Source organism: Streptomyces sp. NPDC059989 (genome assembly GCF_042736975.1).
GTDB lineage: Bacteria > Actinomycetota > Actinomycetes > Streptomycetales > Streptomycetaceae > Streptomyces.
In genome coordinates this window covers 108,865-128,037 of record NZ_JBHWUO010000019.1, presented here as the reverse complement: position 1 = coordinate 128,037, position 19,173 = coordinate 108,865, and the positions used below count along the sequence as shown (strand labels likewise).

Here is a 19,173-nt window from a genome sequence, read left to right as displayed (position 1 = left end):
GAGACTCCTTACTTGGTCTGGGTGCCGGGGGCGTCGGAGGCGTCGGCCCGGTCCGCGGTGTCGGCGGTGTCCGCGGTGTCCGTGTACGCCTCCGGGGGTGCGAGCTTGCGGATGCGCGGGCTGAGGGTGGGCAGGGCGGCCAGGCCGGAGATCACGGCCATGGTGGTGAACACCCAGACCGGACCCGCCTGGTCGAAGATGGTGCCGATCAGGAAGACGCCGACCGGGGCGGCGATCATCGACATGAACATCACGGCGCCCAGTACGCGGCCCTGCACCTTGTCGGGGACCATCGCCGCGAGGTAGGCGAGGAACAGCGCGCTGGTGATCGGGCCGCGCAGGAAGACGCAGGCGACGATCAGGCCGAGCGGGATCAGGCCGGAGACGTTCGCCAGCAGGATCGCGGCGAGCGGGCCGATCCAGGCGGCGGCCAGGAAGAGCGTGGAGGGGCGGAACTTCTTCATGACCGGGCCGGCGATGAGGGAGCCGACCAGGCCGCCGATGCCCGCGATGGACAGCAGCATGCCGGTGAAGGTGGAGGAGGCGCCGCGGCTCTCGGCGGTGGCGATCAGCGCCAGGAAGACACCGGAGTGGGTGAACGCCATGTTCGAGCCCATGATCCAGAGGATCAGGAGGCGCAGGACGGGCTGCTTGGCCAGGATGCGGAAGCCCTCGGCGGTGTTGCGCTTCTCCCCGGGGGCGGCCTGCTCCACCTTGAGCGGCTTGCGGATGAAGAGCATCAGCACGGTGGAGACGAGGAAGCCGATCGCGGCGGTCAGGAAGGGGAACGCCCGGGCGATGCCGAAGAGGGAGCCGCCGATCGGCGGGCCGCCCATGGTCGCCGCGAAGTAGCGGATCTGGTTCTGGGCGGTCGCCTGGGTGAGCTGGGAGGGCGGTACGAGCTGCTTGATGACGGCGAGCCCGGTCGGGTTGGAGATGCCCAGGCACACGGCGGATCCGACGGCGATGCCGAAGACGACGGGGTAGTTCACCTGGTCGGCGAAGATGATCAGGCAGAACAGGCCGAGCAGCGCCACGCGGACGAGGTTGCAGGCGATCAGCAGCAGCCGGCGGTCCATCCGGTCGGCGAGGGTGCCGCCGACGATGGACATGACGCTGGTGGTGATCAGCTGGGCCGAGCCGACCGCGCCCGCGTAGAAGGCGGAGCCGGTGGTGGCCAGGATGAGCAGCGGGTAGGCGACCTCCGCCGTCTCCTTGGCCATCGCGGCGAACGCCTCGCTGGTCCACAGGAACTGGAAGTCCTTGTTGCGCAGCAGCGGCTTCTCCTGGGCGGCCACCGGCTCCTCCGGGGCCGCCTCCGTGCCGGGCGGCTTCTCCGAGACCGTCATGGGTGCTTCCTCTCCTTGTGCGTTGCGGACCGGATCTCGGCCGGCAGTGCTTCACTGATGTGCTCGGCGAGTCGGCCGACGTGCGGCGGCGTCAGCATCGACCAGTGGTTTCCGCCCACCGGCCGCACGCGCAGGCCCGCCGGGTAGAGCGCGGCCAGCCGGGTCTCCAGCCGGGCGGCCCGTGCCGGGTCGCTGTCCGCCTTGAAGAGCACGGCGGGGCAGGCGACGGCGCGGGGCCGGTAGCCGAGTACGGCGGCCTGGCCGGCGAGGAACCGGCGGCGCAGCTCGGGGCTGCGGCGGTGCAGTGCGGCCAGCGGGCCGACCTGGAGCAGGGCGTCGAGCCCGGCCCGCGCCCCGCCGAGCAGGAAGTCGGGGGCCGCGGCGACGGGCAGCCGCCCGGTGTCGGGCGCGTAGCCGTCCAGCGCGATGAGGAGGTCCACCTCCCGCCCCTGGAGAGCGAGTTGGCGGGCCGTCTCGTGGGCGACGACGGCGCCGAAGGACCAGCCGCCGAGGGTGAGGGGGCCGGTCGGCTGGGCCTGCAGCAGCGTGCTGACGTGGGCGGCGGCGATGGCCCCGATGGAGCGCGGGCCGCCGCGCCCGCCGCGCGCGGACTGTTCCAGGGCGAGTACCGGGCGGTCGCCGTCCGGTGCGATCAGTGCGGCCAGGGCCCGGTAGGGCAGGGCGTTGCCGCTCGCGTCGGAGACGAGGAAGACGGGGCGGCCGTCCCCCGCCCGCAGGGTGACCGGGCCGGCCGGGCGGGGCGCGGTGGTCACGGCGCCGGCGGCGGGTGCGGCGGGCAGCTGCCGCTCGACGATTCCGGTCAGCCCGCCGAAGGTGCCCGTCAGGGTGAACTCGGTGACCGACACCTCGGCCCCGGTGCGCTCCCGTACGGCGGTGGTCAGCGCGAGCGCGAGGAGGGACTCCCCGCCGAGGGTGAAGAAGTCGTCGTCGTCCGTGACGGCGGCGACCCCGAGGGTCTGGCACCACAGCTCTTCGAGGACGGCCCGCAGCGGCCCGGTTCCGGTCGCCGCGGCCGGTACGGGCGCCACCGCCGGGGCGGGTGCGACCGTACGGGCCGGGGCCGGGGCCGCAGGAGCGGCGGCCGCCTCCACGGGGAATTCGGGGTCTTCGCCCAGGAACGGGTGGCCCGGCAGGGAGCAGCGCACCGGGCGGTCCTCCTCGTCGGCGTACCGCGTCTCGTGCACGGTCTCCAGGGCCCGGTCCACGCCGAGTTCCCAGAGCGTGCCGAGCGCTTCGAGCAGCCCGGTGTCGGCGTCGGTCCGGCCGCCGGGGGCGAGGCGCACGGTGGTGTGGGCGGTGTTCCAGCCGGGGGCGCCGCGCAGCGAGCCCGTCATCGACCCGCCGGGTCCGAGCTCCACGTAGGTGGTGCAGCCGGAGGCCAGCAGCGTGGCGGTGCCCGTGTCGAGCAGCACCGGCTCGCGCAGGTGCGCGGCCCAGGTCTCCGGCGCGCCCGCCGTGTCCGGGTCGGCCCAGTCGCCGGTGGTGTTGGAGATGTACGGCAGCCGTGGCGGGCGGGAGGGCATCGACGACAGATGTGCCCGCACCGCCTCGGCTGCCGGGTTCATGGCCGGCGAGTGGAAGGCCCGCCGGGTGTGTACGGGGGTGACGCGCAGCCCTTGGAGGGCCTCCCCCGCGAGGAGTGAGTTCATGGCCGGTTCGCTGCCGGACAGGACGACCGTTCCGTTGCCGCGTACGGCGACGGTGACGCCGCAGTCCGCTGGCAGCCGGGGCTCGACCTCTTCGGCCGGGGCTCCGACGACGGCCATGCGGCCCGGTGCGGCGTCGCGCATCGCGCGGGCCCGCAGGTGGACCACGCCGACCGCGTCCGGGAGGGTCCACACCTCGGCGAGGGCGGCGGCCGCGTACTCGCCGATGCTGTTGCCGAGCATGGCGGCGGGCTTGACGCCCCACTCCCGCAGTTGCGTGCCGAAGGCGAACCCGAGGGCGAACAGGCCCAGTTGCTGGTGGACGGTGTCGGCGAACCAGTCCTCCGCGGCGTCCGGCCCGCCCGGGGTGATCAGGGGGGTGAGGTCGACGCCGCAGTCGTCGGACGCGACCTTGCGGACCTCCTCGAAGGCGGCGCGGAATCCGGGCAGCAGCCGGTACGCCGCCTCGCCCGCGGCCTCCTTGAGGGTGCCCTGGCCGGGGAAGAGGAAGGCGACCTTGCCGAGGGTCCGCCGTGCGGCGGTGGCGGTGGCGGTGGCGGCCTGTCCGGCCGCGGCCCGCAGCGCCTGGGCGGCGTGCGCGGCGCCGTCCTGGACGACCACGGCCTGCCGGTGCTTGTGCACGCGGCGCCCGGCCAGGGTGCGCGCGGCCTCGGCGGCCTCGGGCGCGGCGGCTGCCTGCGCGGCCCCGGGCGCCACGGTTGCGGCTGCGGCGGGCCGGGCGAACCGTTCGGCGAGGTCCTGGCCCAGGCGGGCGAGCGCCTCCGGGGTCGCGGCCGACAGCGGCAGCAGGTGCGGTCCGGCGTACGCGGCCGACCGGACCCGGGCCCCGGCCGGTCGCACGGCGCGGTCGGGGGCCTGGGTCAGGACGGCGTGCGCGTTGGTCCCACCGACGCCGAAGGAGCTGACGGCGGCCGCACGCGGCGCCCCGTCCTCCCGGACCGGCCACGGCCGGTGCGCGGTGGCGACGCGGAAGGGGGAACGGTCCAGCTCCAGCAGCGGGTTGGGGCTGGTGTAGTGCACGGTCGGGACGAGCTCCCCGTGCTCCAGCATCAGCGCCGTCTTGATCAGCCCGGTGACGCCGGCCGCCGCCCCGGTGTGGCCGATGTTGCCCTTGACCGCGCCGAGCGCGCACCAGCCGGTCTCGGCCGAGGCGGCGCCGAAGACCTCGCTCAGCGCCTGGACCTCGATGGGGTCGCCCAGCCGGGTGGCGGTGCCGTGCGCCTCCACGTGGCCGATCGCGGTGGGAGCCAGCCCCGCCGTCTCCAGCGCCGCGCGGATCACCTCGCTCTGCCCGCTCGCGGACGGCGCGGTGTAGGCCATCTTGTCCGCGCCGTCGTTGTTCACGGCGGTGCCGGCGATGACCGCGGAGATCCGGTCGCCGTCCCGTACCGCGTCCGCGAGCCGCTTGAGGACGACCACGCCGACGCCTTCGCTGGGCACGGTCCCGCCCGCGAGCGCGTCGAAGGGACGGCAGTGACCGTCCGCCGCGAGGATGCCGCCCGGCTCGAACAGGTAGCCCCACTCGCCGCGCGGCATCACCGTGACCCCGCCGGCCAGGGCGGCGTCGCACTCGCCGCCCAGCAGCGCGCGCACCGCGAGGTGCACGGCGGTCAGCGAGGTCGAGCAGGCCGTCTGGACGGTGATCGCGGGCCCGCGCAGCCCCAGCTTGTAGGCCACGCGGGTCGCGACGAAGTCCTTCTCCCGCCCGATGTACCGGGCCAGTTCGCTCAGCGCGGCATCGTTTCCGCCCGCTCCCGAACGGTCGGCCCCGGCGTAGACGCCGACCCTGCCGCGGAACCGGGCCGGGTCGATGCCCGCGTCGTCGACGGCCGTCGCCGCGCACTCCAGGAAGACCCGCTGCTGCGGGTCCATCGCCGCCGCCTCCGCCCGGCTGTACCGGAAGTGGCGCCAGTCGAAGCGGCGGGAGTCCTCGATGACTCCCATGGCGGCGACGAAGTTCTCCCGGCCCACGTACTCCGGGTCCACGCCGAGCGCGAGCAGTTCCTCGCGGGCGGGGCGGCTGATGCCGTCCCGGCCGGCGCGGAGCATCGGCCAGAACGCGCGGACGTCGGGCGCGCCGGGCAGCCGGCAGGCCATGCCGACGACGGCGACCGCGTTCTCGGTCACAGGAGCCATGGGAGTCACGGGGGTTGCGGGAGAGGAGTGCATCAGGCGTCTCCGGCCAGTTCGACGTACAGGTGGTCGAGGCCCACGTAGCTGAGGTTGGGCCCCCATACGGCGGCTTCCTCGGCCAGTCGGGCGTGCGGGAACCGCCGGGCGAGGCGGCGCAGCAGGATGGCCGCCTCCAGACGGGCCAGCGGGGCGCCGACGCAGTAGTGCGGTCCGTGTCCGAAGATCAGGTGCCGCTCCGACCCGCCGCCGGCCGCCTTGACGCCCGTATCCGTACCGGCGGCGGCCGCGGCGCTCGCACCCGTGACCGGGCAGACGGCGGCCGGCGCCTCCTCGGCGTCGTTCAGGGGGTTCTCGCCGGTGAGGCTGACCAGCACCAGGTCGCCCTCGCTGAGCCGCACGCCGGCGAACTCCTGGTCGTACGCGGCCACCCGCCCCAGGTGGCGCAGCGGGGGCCGGCTCACCAGGACGGATTCGACGAGGTCCTCCACCGCGCCCGGCACCTCCCGGCACACCGCGTCCCACAGCGCGCGGTCGCCGAGCGCGGTGAGGACGGTGGAGCCGAGCAGGGACGCCGTGGTCTCCAGGCCGCCGAAGAGGCACATGGCCCAGGTCGCGGTGGTCCGCGCCCGGTCCTCCTCGGTGTCGACCGGGAAGCCCTCCAGCGCCCGGGCGCCGGCCAGCGCCTCGGACATCTCCACCATGACCTGGTGGGCGGCCAGCGCGTGGTCGCGCCGGTACATGGCGCCGATGAACAGCGACAGCGTCCGCGACCACCGGTGGAGGACGACGGGCGGCAGGTCCAGCCCGACCACGTGGGCCATCACCTTGCCCGAGATCCCGTCGGCGACCGGCGGCATGACGTCGTACGGACGCCCGGCCGCGAGGTCGTCGAGGCACTCGTCGGTGATCTCCTCGATCCTGGGAGCGAGGGAGCGCACGTAGGAGGCGGACAGCATCCGCTGGACGGGGCGGCGCAGCGCCATGTGCTCGGGGGCGTCGGCCTGCACGAACCACAGCCGCAGGAACTCGGTGAGCTCCCGGTACTCGGCGCGGGCCGCGTCCGTCATGTAGAGCTGGAAGGAGCGCTCGAAGGTCCCGGAGGCGAAACCGGGGTGGTTGAGGACCTGCTGGGCCAGGCGGGGGTCCGCCACGACCCAGCAGTCCAGTCCTTCGTCCCACTCCGGGGCCCGCACGCCGTCCGCGAGGGACGGCGGCGGGACCGGAGCCGCAGTCGGGGCGGTCGGGGCGGTCGGAACCATCAGAGCGCCGCCTTCTCGATGAGCGCGCGCAGCCCGGCGGGCGTGGGCGACAGCAGGAAGTCCCGCAGCCGGACGGACGCGCCCAGTTCCTGCTTGATCTTGCGCATCAGCCGTACGGCGCCGAGGGAGTTGCCGCCGACCATGAAGAAGTCGGTCTCGGCGGTGACGCCGGTGACCGGCTCCGGGCCTTCGATGACCTCGGCGAACAGCTCGGCGATGCGCTCGTCGAGGCCGGGGCCGGCGGCCGCGGCGACCGTCTCGGCGGCCGGCTCGGCGACGGCCTCCGCAGCAGGAGCGACCGGAGCGGCCGAGTCTGCCGGGGTCGCCTTGGCGGCCGCGCGCCGCGCCGGACCGGCCACCGCGGCGAGCGCGCGCCGGTCCACCTTGCCGTTGGCGGTCACCGGCAGCCGGTCCACCACGGCCCACAGGGTCGGCACCATGTAGGACGGCAGCCGCTCCTTGAGCAGGTCGCGCAGGGCGACCGCGTCCGCCGCCGCGCCGTCGGTGAGGACCACCGCGGCGACGAGGCGCTTCTCGGCGCTGTCCCCGTCGGTGACGAGGACGACGGCGTCCTGCACCTCGGGGTGCTCGGCGAGCACGTCGCTGATCGCGCTCAGCTCCACCCGGTAGCCGCGGAGCTTGACCTGGTCGTCGGCGCGGCCCAGGAAGCGGATCCGGCCGCGGGTGTCGATCCGTACCAGGTCGCCGGTGCGGTAGAGGCGCTCGTCGACGTCCGGCGAGAGCAGCCCGAACGCGCGGGCCGTCTCGGCCTCGTCGCCGAGGTAGCCGTCGGCCAGGCCCTCGCCGCCGGTGTACAGCTCGCCGACCGCGCCGGGCGGGAGCTGGCGGCGGCGCGCGTCCAGTACGTACACGCGGGTGCCGGGCACCGGGCGGCCGATGGGCAGCGGACCGTCCACGTCCGAGGCGCGCGCCACCGAGTGGGTGGTGGTGAAGGTGGTGTTCTCGGTCGGCCCGTACCCGTTGGTGATGATGATGTCGGGGTGGCGGGAGAGCACGCGGGCGGTGTGCTCGTGCGGGACCACGTCGCCGCCGGTGAGCAGCTGGCGCAGTCCGCCCAGGGAGTCCGGTGCGAACTCCTCGACCAGCCGGAACAGTCCGGCGGTCAGCCAGGCCACGGTGATCCGGCGCTCCTTCAGGAACGCGCCGAGCTCGGTGGGCGAGGCCAGGCCCGCCGGGTGGACCTCCAGGGAGGCGCCGGTCAGCAGCGCGCCCCACAGCTCCAGGGTGGAGGCGTCGAAGGAGAGCGGGGAGAGCCGCAGCATCCGCTCGCCCGCGCCGAGCCGGACGTAGCCCGCCTCGTGGACCAGGCGGATCACCGCGCGGTGCGGTACGCAGACGCCCTTGGGCTGCCCGGTCGAGCCCGAGGTGAAGGCGACGTAGGCGAGGCGCGAGGGGTCCTCGGGAGGCGTCGGCACGGAGTCCGGAGCGGCCGGCTGCCAGTCCGGCTCCCAGGTGGCCACGGCGGGGGCGCCCAGCTCGGCGAAGCGGTGCGCGGTCGGCGCGTCGACGGGGCCGGTCAGCGCGGCGGCGGGCGTGGCCCGCTCCAGGATCCGGGCGAGGTGGGTGTCGGGCAGGGCCGGGTCGATGCCGACGTACGCGGCTCCCGCCCACTGCACGCCGAGTACGGCGACGGCCTCGGCGACCGACCGCTCGACGCCGACGAGCACCCGGTCGCCCGGGCCGACTCCGGCCGCGCGCAGCAGCCGGGCCTGTTCGGCGGCGGCCGCGGCGAGCTGCCCGTAGGTCAGGGTGTGCGAGGCGTCGCGGACGGCGACGTCGCCCGGGCGGCGGGCGGCCACCTCGCGGAAGAGGGCGTCGAGGGAGGTGGCGGGGAAGTCCCGGCCGCTCTCGTTGATCTCGTCGAGGAGCGCGCGGCCCTCGTGGGAGATGCAGCGGATGTCCTCCAGCCGCGCCTCGGGCGAGGCGGCGAGCTCCTCGACGGCGGCGCGGAAGTCGGACACGAAGGACTGCGCCTCGGTCTCGTTCCAGACGCTGGTCGCGTACTCGACGTGCCCGGCCAGCGAGGGGTCGGCGTGGCCGATGAGCATGGTGAGGTCGAACTGCGAACCGCCGCCGTGGCCCTCCTCCACCCGTACCCGCAGTGCTCCGGCGGTCAGTTCGCGCGGTACGAGCTGGTCGTGCATGCCGAAGCAGACCTGGACCAGCGGGTGGCAGCCGAGGCTGCGCTCGGTGCCGAGGCGCGCGACGAGCTCCTCGAAGGGCAGGTCGCCGGCCTCGATGGCGGTGCCGAGGCTGTGGTGCACGGCGCGCAGGTAGTCGCCGACCGGAGCGTCGTCGTCCACGTCGATGCGAACCGGTACGAGGTTGCCGGCGACGGCGATCAGCCGCTGGAGCTCGGAGGCGCCGCGGCCCAGCAGCGGCACGCCCACCAGCAGCTTGCGGCTGCCGCTGAGGCGGCTCAGCGCCAGGCCGAAGGCGCCGAGCAGGAAGGAGTACGGGGTGATGCCGAGCCCGCGGGCCTGCCGGGTGACGAGCTCGGTGGTGGCCGGGCCGAGATCCAGGCCGAGCCGGTCGCCCGCACCGTCCTGGATCGCGGGGCGCTGCCGGTCGGCGGGCAGTTCGAGGATGGAGGGGACACCGTCGAGGTGCTGCTTCCAGAACTCGGCCTGCTCGTCCCAGGCGCCGCGGGACCGGGTCTCCTCCTGGCGGCGGGTGAGCGCCGACAGGGGGGTGCCGGGGTCGCGGGGGGCCCGGTCGGCGTGCTGCTGCTCGTCGCTGAGCTCGGCGTACGTCTCGAAGACCTCGCGCAGCAGGTAGCCGACGGCGAACCCGTCGAGCACCATGTGGTGCGCGATCAGGACGACGGCGCAGCGCTCGTCGCCCTGCGCGCCGGAGCCGTAGTGGGCGAAGCGGTAGGCGGGTTCGGCCGCCAGGTCGAAGGGGAGGCGGCCGAGCTCGGCGCTGTCCCGGCGGACGTACCCCTCGAAGGCCTCGGCCGGCCCGTCGTACGTGAACTCGGCGAGCTCGGGCGTGTAGGCGGGCAGGATCTCCTGGACCACGTCGTCGGCGGCCTCGCGGAAGACGCTGCGCAGCCCCTCGTGGCGGGCGGCGGTGGCGGCGAGGGCCTTGGTGAACAGGCCGCGGTCCAGCCGGCCGTCCTCGATGAAGCAGCGGAAGACCAGGTTGTACGGGGAACCCCCGGCGACCCGCTCCATCAGCCACATCCCGCGCTGGGCGGGGGTGAGCGCCTGCTCGGCGCCGGCGGCCCCGGCCTGCGCGGGCTCGGGCGCCGCGGGGGCGGCGGGCACGGCGGCGGCCAGTACATCGGCGAGCGGGGAGCCGCCGAGCAGCTCCAGGATCGAGACGCGCAGCGCGAGGCGCTCTTCGAGGACGGCGGCCAGGCGCATGGCGCGCAGGGAGTCGCCGCCGAGGGAGATGAAGCTCTCCGTGTCGAACGCGTCGAGTACGTCGGGCCCGTCCGAGAGGTCGAGGATCTCGGCGGCCAGCGTCCCGGGCGTCATCGGGCGGCCTCGGCACCCTGGGAGCGGGCGGCGTTCAGCAGGGCGGCCCGGTCGGTGCCGGCGGCGGCCGCGGCGGGCTGGGCTGCGCCCGCGATGAGCTCGGCCTGGCCGCTGACGGTCGGGTTGCGGAACAGGTCCATGGTGCGGACCTCGCGGCCGGAGACCTGGCCGAGGCGCTCGACGAGGAGCACCAGGAGCAGGGAGTCGCCGCCGGACTCGAAGAAGCTGGCGTCGTCGTCGACCTCGTCGGTCTCCAGGACCTCGCGCCAGATGGAGCGGACGAGTTCGAGGCGCGCGGCGGGGTCTTCCACGTCCGGGGTGGCGATGGCGGTGGCGGTTACGGACTCTTCGAGCACGGGATTCTCCGGGAAGGTGGCGAGGTCCGCGGCGCTGTGCCGCAGAGCGTTGAGGAAGCGCGAGACGTCGGTGTGGCCGAAGACGTTGACCGGGTAGTCCAGGGACAGCGCCAGGCGCCGCCCCTCGGCGGTGTCCTCCAGCCGGACGAACATGGCCAGGTCGTACTTGATGAACATCGGGTCGAGCGGGCGCAGTCGGGCCGGTACGCCCGGGGCCAGCTCCAGGGACCGCGGGGCCTCGTCGAGGTTGACCAGGACCGGCGACAGCGGCGGCCACAGGCCGCCCCGGTCCGGGTTGAGGGCGGCGGAGACGGCGTCGAGGGGGACGTCGCTGTCGACGAAGGCCTCCATGCCGCTGATCCGTACGCCGCCCAGCAGGTCGCGCCAGGTGTCCCCCGGCTCCAGCGAGGCCCGCAGCACGACGGTCGTCATGAACATCCCGATGACGTCGGCGGTGGCGGGGTCGTCGCGGCCGGGCCAGGCAAAGGCGATGAGGAAGTCGCGCTGGGGGCCGGTGCGAGCAAGGGTGCCGGCGAGCAGGGCGACGCCCAGCATGAAGGGGGTGCAGCCCTCCTGGCCGGCCACTTCCATGACCCGCGCCGTGGTCTCCTCGTCGAGGGACAGGGCCAGGGTCGCGCCGAGCAGCGAGGCCTCCTCCCCCTCGTGGGCGAGGCGGGTGAAGGGCAGTACGACGTCCGCGGGCGCACCGCGCAGCCGGTCGACGACCTCCCGTACCTGCTCCGCGACCTCCTCGGGGGTGCGGTCGGCGACGACGGCAGCCGGGTGCGGCGGATCGCTCAGTACCGGTTCGACGCCTTCGAGGCCGGCCCGGTAGATGTCGCGGATCTCCTCCAGGAGCATCGTGCGCGAGACCCCGTCGACGACGATGTGGTGCGCGTTCAGCACGAGGAGGGTGCGCTCCGGTCCGGTCCGGATGATCTCGGCCCGGGCGGGCGCGTCCGTTGCCAGATCGAAGGGCGTGACGCACAACGCCCTCACCAGGCGGTCGACTTCGTCCTCGCTCCAGCCCTCGGCGGCCGCGTCGAGGAAGCCGGCCTCGGCCGGCGGGCCGTCGGTCCGGTACTCGACCTGGCGCCGCTTCACGTCGAGCCGGAAGCGCGCCCGCAGCGAGGGGTGCCGCTCAAGGGACCGCCCGACCGCGGAAACCAGCAGCCCGTGGTCCACCGGGCCGGTGAACTCCACGACCGTGGGCACCAGCTGGGTGGGCCTGAGCAGGTCGTCCCGGTCCAGGACCCAGATGCCTTGCTGCACCCGGGTGGCCGGATACCAGGTGTGACCGCTGTGCGACGTTCCGTGCGGTGCTTCGGGCAGCACGAATGGACCTCCGAGATCTGCGGGAGCGTTGGTGAGTGGCCCGCCCCGCGGATCGCCGGCCCCTCAGGCGGGGGTCGGCCGGCCGGTGCGTGCCGGGCACCCCTGGCGGTCAGGGGTGGTGAGCGTGAGGGGGATCAGCCCCACTGGGAGTCGTCCGCCACGGTGGCGCGCGGGACGGGGGCGCCCCACTGGGAGTCTCCCGCCACGGTGACCGTCCGGGGGGTGGTGGAGTCGGTGACGACGCCTGCCGCGGCGACGGCGGCAAGGGCAAGCGCGCCGAGGGCGAGACCGAGAGCGTTCTTGATCATTTTCGTACCTTGCTTCCTGGATCGATGGATCTGCGAGGTATAGACCTGTCGTGGTTCCCCGCCGAAATCATGCGTGGCCATTGCCCTTCAGTCAGCGGAAATCAGGCAGGATGATCGTGCAATGCGGAAACCAGCAGGGTGGAAAAATGTGCACGGCAACGGACATAAACGCAGAAGAGCGCAAGGTTGAGATCTGCGCAGACGGGCTCCAGTACTACTCGGACTCCCTGCAGGGCCGGGCGACGTCCGGCGAATGTCCGCAATGCCTGCTTGACCTGGGACTAGTCCAGCTGCTGCCGAACGGCACCCTTGCGCCCATACCGCCCCGGCTGGCCGCCGGAGCCCGTATGGACCGCCTGGAACAGGACATCGAGGAGAAGAAGAACGCACTGGCCGCCGTCCGCACGTCGATCTCCCGCGCGCAGGAGATCTATTTGGACAGTTACGGCCAGGGGAACTCCCACCTGATCCGGGCGGTCCAGGGCGCGGGCGCCATCAGCGCGACCCTTTCCGCGGCCGTCCACGCCTGCCAGGAGGAACTGCTGACCGCCCAGCCCGGCGGCGGCCGCCCGCAGGAGCTCCTCGACAAGGCACTGGCCAGCGACCTCGCCGCGCTGGGCCGCGGCATCCGGCAGCGCACCATCTACCAGCACACCATCCGCTCGCACCAGCCCACGCTGGCGTACGTGGAACAGATCTCCCAGGCCGGCGGCGAGGTGCGCACCCTGGACGAGGTGTTCGACCGGCTGATCGTCTGCGACCGCAAGATCGCCTTCGTCCCCGACCCCAGCTCGGTGCGCAGCGAGATCGCCCTGGTCATCGAGCACCCCGGCGTGGTCCGCTACCTGGTCGGCATCTTCGACCACGCCTGGCAGCGCGCCTCGCCGCTGCGCAACTTCCCGAGCAGCAGGCTGCCTCCCCTGCTCACCGACGACATCCGCCGCGCGATCCTGCGCCACATGGTCAACGGCTACACGGACGAGGCCATCGCCTCCCGCCTCGGCATGAGCACCCGCAGCGTCGCCAACCACATGCGCTGGGCCGCCGAACTCTTCGGCAGCCGCAGCCGAGCCCAACTGGCCTACCTGATCGCGAAGAGCGACTTCCTGGAGGACGGCCCGGACTAGCGAACCCAGCCCCGCCGGGCAAGACCCAGCCTCGCCGGCGTTTGAGGCGCGGGGCCCGGGGCGGAGCCCCGATCTCTGAGCCGCACGGCACCCCACAGCCCCGCCACATCCAGCCCCGCCGGGCACATATCCAGCCCCGCCGGCGTTTGAGGCGCGGGGTCCGGGGCGGAGCCCCGGCAGCCGGCCGCACGGCCGTCCCGACAACCCCCCTGTGACGAAGGCCGCTTCACCTTCCCCTTGCCGTCATGTACGTTGTGCGGGCAACGCCCCCCGTGCCCGGCCCCCCAGGCCACCGCACGGCACACCGCCCCGCCCCGCCCCGCGCAGACCGGCTGGTTCCCCGTCAAGCGCCGCGATGGCCCCCGCTCCGGTTCGTATCCCCGGATACCCGGACGCCCGAGGGTCCCTCACCGTTCGCCTCACCTGGCCCCCTCCTCCCGTGTCCCGGGCCGGAGGCCACAGGCCACAGGCCGCGAACACGGCGCCGCTCCCACGCCCACCCCGGCGAAAGGAAGACGGGCCTTGACCGTCCACGCCATGTCCGATCCCGCAGTACAGTCCGCCGCACCCCCGCCGGGGTGCCCGATGCACGCGGCCGCCACCGGCTCCGCCGCCACCCTCGACCTCGTCGACCCCGGCCTCTACAGCGACGGCGACCCGCATCCCGTCTGGCGCCGGATGCGGGCCCTGGACACCCTGACCCGCCACCACGTCGACGACGAGCGCTGGTTCTGGAACGTCGTCCGCTTCGACGACTCCGACCAGGTCCTGCGCGACACCGCCACCTTCACCTCCGAGCGCGGCACGATGCTCGACCTGCTGGGCCTGGACGACCCCGCCAGCGGCAAGCAGCTCGCGGCCACCGACCCGCCCCGCCACACCGCGATGCAGGGCCGCCTGAAGAAGGCCCTGGCCATCAAGTCGGTCGACCAGCAGCGGGAGATGATCCGCGGCCTGGTGGTCCCGCTCATCGAGCCGCTCGGCGACGGCGGCACCTTCGACTTCGCCCAGGCCATGCTGGCGATGCCGATGTCCGTCACCGGCACCATGATGGGGCTGCCCACCGCGGACTGGGCCTGGCTCAACCGGCTCACCACCGTGTGCATCGCCGCCGACGACCCCGAGTACCAGGACCCGGGCGGCCGCGAGGCCACCCTGGAGAACGCCCACCGCGAGCTGTTCGCCTACTTCCAGGACCTGGTCCGCTTCCGCCGCAACAACCTCGGCGACGACCTGCTGAGCGTGCTGATCTCCACCGAGTTCGAGGGCCGCCACATGGCGGCCGACGAGATCGTCGCGAACTGCTACAGCCTGCTGCTCGGCGCCAACGTCACCACCCCGCACGCACCCAACTTCGTCATGGCCGAGTTCATCGACAGCGGGGTGCTCCAGGACTGGGCCGCCCACCCGAAGCTCGACTCCACCGGCCTGGAGGAGGCCCTGCGCTGGGCCTCCCCCGTCAACCACTTCCTGCGCTACGCCACCCGCGACATCGAGATCCGCAATACGCTGATCAAGGCCGGCGACGCGGTCGTGGTCTGGCTGGGCTCCGCCAACCGCGACGACCGCGTCTTCGCGCGCGGCTCCGAGTTCGACATCCGCCGCAAGCCCAACAAGCACCTCGCCTTCGGCATCGGCCCGCACTACTGCATCGGGCACAGCGTCGCCCGCGTCAGCCTGAAGACCCTCTTCCACGAGCTGTTCACCCGCTTCGAGGACTTCGCGCCGGCCGGCCGCCCCGAGCGGCTGCGCTCCAACTTCGTCTCCGGCTACAAGCACATCCCGATCACCGCCCGCCCCGCGCGCGGCGGCAACGGCCGCGTCCGGCGGGCCGTATGAGCCGGGGCGGCCGGGTGAGCCCGGTCGCGCCGACCGGCACCCCGTGGCTGCGCCGGTTCCACACCGCGCCCGCCGACGCCCCGCGGGTGCTGTGCTTCCCGCACGCGGGCGGCAACGCCTCGTACTTCTTCCCGTTCTCGGCCGCCCTCGCCCCCCACGCCGAGGTCCTGGTGGTCCAGTACCCGGGCCGCCAGGAGCGCTTCGGCGAACCGTGCGTGGAGTCCCTGCACGAGCTGGCCGACCTCATCGCGGCCGAGCTCCTCCGGGGGACCTTCCTCGACCGCCCGTTCACGATCTTCGGGCACAGCATGGGCTCCTCGCTCGCCTTCGAGGTGGCCTGCCGGCTGCGCGACGCGGGCCGCCCGCCCGCCGCGCTCGCCGTCTCCGGCCGCCGCGCCCCCTCGGTGCCCGCGCCCGGCTCCGTACACCTCGCCGACGACGAGACGCTCGTCGCCGACATGAAGCTGCTGGGCGGCACCGACACCCGGATGCTCGACAACCCGGAGCTGCTGGCCGCGATCCTGCCCGCCGTGCGCAGCGACTACGTGGCCACCGAGACCTACCGGTTCACCGGCGCCGAGCCCCTCGCCTGCCCGATCACCGCCCTGATCGGCGACGTCGACCCCCGGGTGGACGCCCCCCAGGCCGGGGCCTGGCGGAACCACACCACGGGCCCCTTCCGGCTGCGCTCCTTCGCCGGCGGCCACTTCTACCTGGTACCGCACCTGGACGCCGTGGTAGCGGAGCTGCTGGCAGACCTCCCGCAGCCCACCGACCGGCACGACCCCGTTTCCCACCCCTGAATCGAAAGGCACCACCGTGAAATTCCGCGTCATCGGCACCGCCCCCGAAACGCGCCGCGAAGTGAGCGTGCTGAGCCTCGGCACGATGACCTTCGGCACCACCGTCGACGAGGCCACCTCGTACGCGATCCTCGACCGCTTCGTCGAGGCCGGCGGCAACTTCATCGACACCTCCAACAACTACGCCTTCTGGGTGAACGGCACTCAGGGCGGCGAGAGCGAGGAGCTCGTCGGCCGCTGGCTGCGCAGCCGCGGCATCGGCGACGAGATCACGGTGGCCACCAAGCTCGGCGCCCGCCCCAACCAGCCCACCAGCGGCTTCAGCCTCGACGTGGAGGGCCTCTCCGCCAAGGTCATCCGCGAGTCGGCGGAGCGCAGCCGCGAGCGCCTCGGCATCGAGCGCATCCACCTGCTGTACGCGCACATCATGGACGAGCACACCCCGCTGGAGGAGACCGTACGGGGCTTCGCCGAGGTCGTCGCGGACGGCACGGCCGGCCTGCTCGGCGCCAGCAACCACTGGGCCTGGCGCGTGGAGAAGGCCCGCACCCTGGCCGCCGCGGCCGGCGTCCCGGGCTACGAGGTGCTCCAGCACCACCACAGCTACCTCCGCCAGCGCACCGACATCCCCAGCCTGCGCTCGCCCGACGGCAACCAGGGCCTGGTCAGCGGCGACCTGCTCAGCTACCTGCGGGACAACCCGTCGCTCACGCAGGTCTCGTACTCCCCGCTGATCTCCGGCGCCTACGTCCGCGACGACAAGCCGCTCGGCCCCGGCTTCGAGCACGCGGGCACCGAGCCCCGCCTCAAGGCGGTCCGCGAGGTCGCCGCCGAGACCGGCGCCACCGTCAACCAGGTGGTGCTGTCCTGGCTGATGGGCGGCGACATCCCGGTCCTCCCCCTGGTCGGCGCCTCCTCGGTGGCCCAGCTGGAGGAGAACCTCGGCGCGGTGGAGCTCGACCTGACCCCGGAGCAGCGCGCGAAGCTCGACTCGGTGAACTGACCCGAACGCAGAAGGTCCCGCCCGGTCCCGACCGGGCGGGACCTTCGCCGTGTCCGGAGACCTGCGGCGCCGAAAAGCGCTTCCCGCCCCCGGACGTGCCGCCCTACGCTTCGCCGCATGTCACACCCCATACAACTCGTCATCCTGATCACCACGCTGCCGGGCCGCGGCCGGGAGCAGGTCGAGGCGTACGAACGTCTCGCACCGATCGTCCGCGCCGAGGACGGCTGCCTGCAGTACGACCTGCACCGGGTGACCGGCGACCCGGACCGCTTCGTCCTCATCGAGCGCTGGTCGTCGAAGTCGGCCCTCGCCGCGCACGACGCCACCCCGCACATGATCGAAGCCGACGCCGCGAGCCCCGCCTTCCGGGCGGGCCCCGCAGAGGTCATCGAACTCACCGCCGCCCCACTGGCCTGACAGGGTCCCGGCCCGGCGCCGGCTCTCGCCACGGCTCGTCTAGCGTGTGATCCATGCACAAGGCACAGGAGTTCGAGGCGCACCGTCCCCGGCTGTTCTCGCTGGCGTACCGGATGCTCGGGTCGGCGACGGAGGCGGAGGACGCCGTGCAGGACGCCTACCTGCGGTGGCACGGGACCGAGCCGGGCCAGGTCGTGGCGCCGGCGCCGTGGCTGGCGAAGGTGCTCACCAACCTGTGTCTGAACCGGCTGACTTCGGCGCGGGCCCAGCGCGAGGAGTACGTCGGGCCGTGGCTGCCGGAGCCCGTACGGACCGACGGCGGGGCGCTCGGGCCCATGGAGACGGCGGAGCAGCGGGACGCGGTGTCGCTGGCGGTGCTGGTGATGATGGAGCGGCTGACGCCGCCGGAGCGGGCGACCGTGGTGCTCCGCGACGCCTTCGACTACAGCCATCGGGACATCGCGGCCGTGCTCGACTGCTCGGAGGCGAACGCGCGGCAGCTGTACCGCAGGGCCAAGCAGCATCTGGCGGACGAACGGCCGAGGTTCGCCTCCTCGCAGGAGCTGAGCGGCGAACTGCTGACCCGGTTCCTGGAGGCGGCGGCGCAGGGGGCGATGCCCCAGCTGGAGGCGCTGCTCGCCGACCAGGTGGTCGCGTGGTCGGACGGCGGCGGCAAGGTGGGTGCGGCGCGGCGGCCGATCACCGGCCGGGAGATGGTGGCCCGGTTCCTGGCGGGTCTGTTCGCCCGGTGGGCGAACGGGGTGCGGATCGAGATCGTCGAGGCGAACGGCGGTCTGGTGGTGCTCGGCTGGGAGGACGGCGAGCTGACCTCGTTCGGAGCGCTGGAGGTCGGCGAGGCCGGGATCACCGGCGTCCGCATCGTCCGGAACCCGGACAAACTCGCCTTTCTGGCGCAGCAGCCGGCGGAGCTGTCACAGAACCCGTGAGTCGTCGGTTCTTCATCGGTGACGGCAATACGAGAAGGGCTGTGGCTGATGGAGAACGACGCGATCATGGTGACCGGTGCGACCGGTGTGCTCGGCCGCGAGGTGCTGGACCGGGCGCGCCGCACCGGGCTGCCGGTCCGGGCCCTCACCCGCGGGGCCACGCTGCCGGACGACCCGGGGGTGGCCTGGTTCACCGGCGACCTGACGACCGGCACCGGGCTGGACGAGGCGTTCGCCGGGGTCCGCACGGTCATCCACTGCGCGAGCGACATCCGGCACTTCAAGAACGACGTCCCCGCCCTCCACCACTTGCTGGAGGCCGCGAGGCGCTCCGGGGTCGAGCACATCGTCAACATCTCGATCGTCGGCATAGACCGCATCCCCTACCCCTATTACCGGATCAAGCTGGAGTGCGAGCGGCTGCTGGCGGCCTCGGGGATCGGCTGGACCACTCTGCGGGCCACCCAGTTCCCCGAGCTGCTGAACATGGCCTTCGGGGTCCTGTCGAAGCTGCCGGTGGTCCTCGTGCCGACCGGCACCGATTGCCAGCCCGTGTGCCAGGGCGATGTGGCGGACCGGCTGGTCGAGTTGGCGGTGGGCGACCCGGACAAGGGGGCGCCCCCGGCCGGAGGCTGGGGGCGGGTGCCGGACCTTGCCGGGCCCACGGTGTACTCGGCCGCCCGGCTGGCCGAGGACTGGCTGCGGGCGGCCGGCAAGCGCCGTCGGGTCCTGCCGGTCTTCATCCCGGGGAAGATCGGGGCGGGCTTCCGTTCCGGCGCCCTGACCGCACCCGACCGGGCGGTGGGCAAGCGGACCTGGGAGCAATACCTGGCCGAGAAGGTCGCCCGCTGACCCGCGAGGGACGATCCTCCGCCGGGCAACCGGCGGAGGCTGCGCCCGAGTTCGGGCACCACCTCGAACGCACCCCGGAAACGCCGAGATCCCGCCCGGTCTTCCGACCGGACGGGATCTCATGACGTCCACGAGAGCTACTCGCGAACTGTCGTTTGTGGACCTGTGGGGATTTGAACCCCAGACCCCCTCGATGCGAACGAGGTGCGCTACCAGACTGCGCCACAGGCCCTTGCGACGTGTGAAACATT

13 protein-coding genes and 1 tRNA gene are annotated in these 19,173 nt (G+C 73.5%); 7 read left to right on the top strand and 7 right to left on the bottom strand.

Translation table 11 applies throughout. The annotated features are described in order from the left end of the window. Positions 1-8: 8 nt before the first annotated feature. The 6 genes from ACFWBN_RS19205 to ACFWBN_RS19180 all read right to left on the bottom strand — a co-directional run bounded on the left by ACFWBN_RS19205 (position 9) and on the right by ACFWBN_RS19180 (position 11,931). A complete protein-coding gene (locus ACFWBN_RS19205) occupies positions 9-1,349 on the bottom strand; it encodes an MFS transporter (RefSeq protein WP_385178058.1) in 1,341 nt (446 codons plus the stop codon). Further along, positions 1,346-5,164 carry a type I polyketide synthase gene (locus ACFWBN_RS19200; RefSeq protein WP_385178057.1) on the bottom strand — a complete coding sequence of 1,273 codons (3,819 nt, stop codon included), beginning with the start codon at positions 5,162-5,164 and terminating at the stop codon, positions 1,346-1,348. The genes ACFWBN_RS19205 and ACFWBN_RS19200 overlap by 4 nt, the downstream gene beginning before the upstream one ends. A 41-nt stretch (positions 5,165-5,205) precedes the next feature. After that, the gene (locus tag ACFWBN_RS19195; RefSeq protein WP_385178056.1) at positions 5,206-6,429 is read right to left on the bottom strand and encodes a cytochrome P450; all 1,224 of its coding nucleotides are present in this window, start codon (positions 6,427-6,429) and stop codon (positions 5,206-5,208) included. Further along, on the bottom strand, positions 6,429-9,932 hold the full coding sequence (locus ACFWBN_RS19190) for an amino acid adenylation domain-containing protein (RefSeq protein ID WP_385178055.1): 3,504 nt from the start codon (positions 9,930-9,932) through the stop codon (positions 6,429-6,431). The genes ACFWBN_RS19195 and ACFWBN_RS19190 overlap by 1 nt, the downstream gene beginning before the upstream one ends. Next, positions 9,929-11,623 carry a condensation domain-containing protein gene (locus ACFWBN_RS19185; RefSeq protein ID WP_385178054.1) on the bottom strand — a complete coding sequence of 565 codons (1,695 nt, stop codon included), beginning with the start codon at positions 11,621-11,623 and terminating at the stop codon, positions 9,929-9,931. The genes ACFWBN_RS19190 and ACFWBN_RS19185 overlap by 4 nt, the downstream gene beginning before the upstream one ends. Before the next feature lie 134 nt (positions 11,624-11,757). Further along, positions 11,758-11,931, bottom strand: a complete 174-nt coding sequence (locus ACFWBN_RS19180) for a hypothetical protein (RefSeq protein ID WP_385178053.1) — start codon at positions 11,929-11,931, stop codon at positions 11,758-11,760. A gap of 347 nt (positions 11,932-12,278) precedes the next feature. Here ACFWBN_RS19180 and ACFWBN_RS19175 point away from each other — a divergent pair, with 347 nt between their 5' ends. The 7 genes from ACFWBN_RS19175 to ACFWBN_RS19145 all read left to right on the top strand — a co-directional run bounded on the left by ACFWBN_RS19175 (position 12,279) and on the right by ACFWBN_RS19145 (position 18,922). After that, on the top strand, positions 12,279-13,058 hold the full coding sequence (locus ACFWBN_RS19175; RefSeq protein ID WP_385178052.1) for a LuxR C-terminal-related transcriptional regulator: 780 nt from the start codon (positions 12,279-12,281) through the stop codon (positions 13,056-13,058). A 537-nt stretch (positions 13,059-13,595) separates the two neighbouring features. Continuing rightward, positions 13,596-14,897 carry a cytochrome P450 gene (locus ACFWBN_RS19170; RefSeq protein WP_385178051.1) on the top strand — a complete coding sequence of 434 codons (1,302 nt, stop codon included), beginning with the start codon at positions 13,596-13,598 and terminating at the stop codon, positions 14,895-14,897. 14 nt (positions 14,898-14,911) lie between these two features. After that, complete coding sequence (locus tag ACFWBN_RS19165; protein ID WP_385178050.1) at positions 14,912-15,700, top strand: thioesterase II family protein; 789 nt, start codon at positions 14,912-14,914, stop codon at positions 15,698-15,700. A 16-nt stretch (positions 15,701-15,716) separates the two neighbouring features. Next, positions 15,717-16,703, top strand: a complete 987-nt coding sequence (locus tag ACFWBN_RS19160; protein WP_385178049.1) for an aldo/keto reductase — start codon at positions 15,717-15,719, stop codon at positions 16,701-16,703. A gap of 117 nt (positions 16,704-16,820) precedes the next feature. After that, entirely contained in the window at positions 16,821-17,123 is a 303-nt protein-coding gene (locus ACFWBN_RS19155; RefSeq protein ID WP_385178048.1) for a putative quinol monooxygenase, read from the top strand. A gap of 53 nt (positions 17,124-17,176) precedes the next feature. Further along, the gene (locus ACFWBN_RS19150) at positions 17,177-18,070 is read left to right on the top strand and encodes an RNA polymerase sigma-70 factor (protein WP_385178047.1); all 894 of its coding nucleotides are present in this window, start codon (positions 17,177-17,179) and stop codon (positions 18,068-18,070) included. Positions 18,071-18,088: 18 nt separating this feature from the next. After that, positions 18,089-18,922, top strand: coding sequence for an SDR family oxidoreductase (locus tag ACFWBN_RS19145; protein ID WP_385178046.1), 834 nt, complete (start codon positions 18,089-18,091; stop codon positions 18,920-18,922). Positions 18,923-19,080: 158 nt separating this feature from the next. Here the strand turns inward: ACFWBN_RS19145 and ACFWBN_RS19140 are convergent. Then, positions 19,081-19,154 (bottom strand) — tRNA-Ala (locus ACFWBN_RS19140). Positions 19,155-19,173 lie beyond the last annotated feature (19 nt).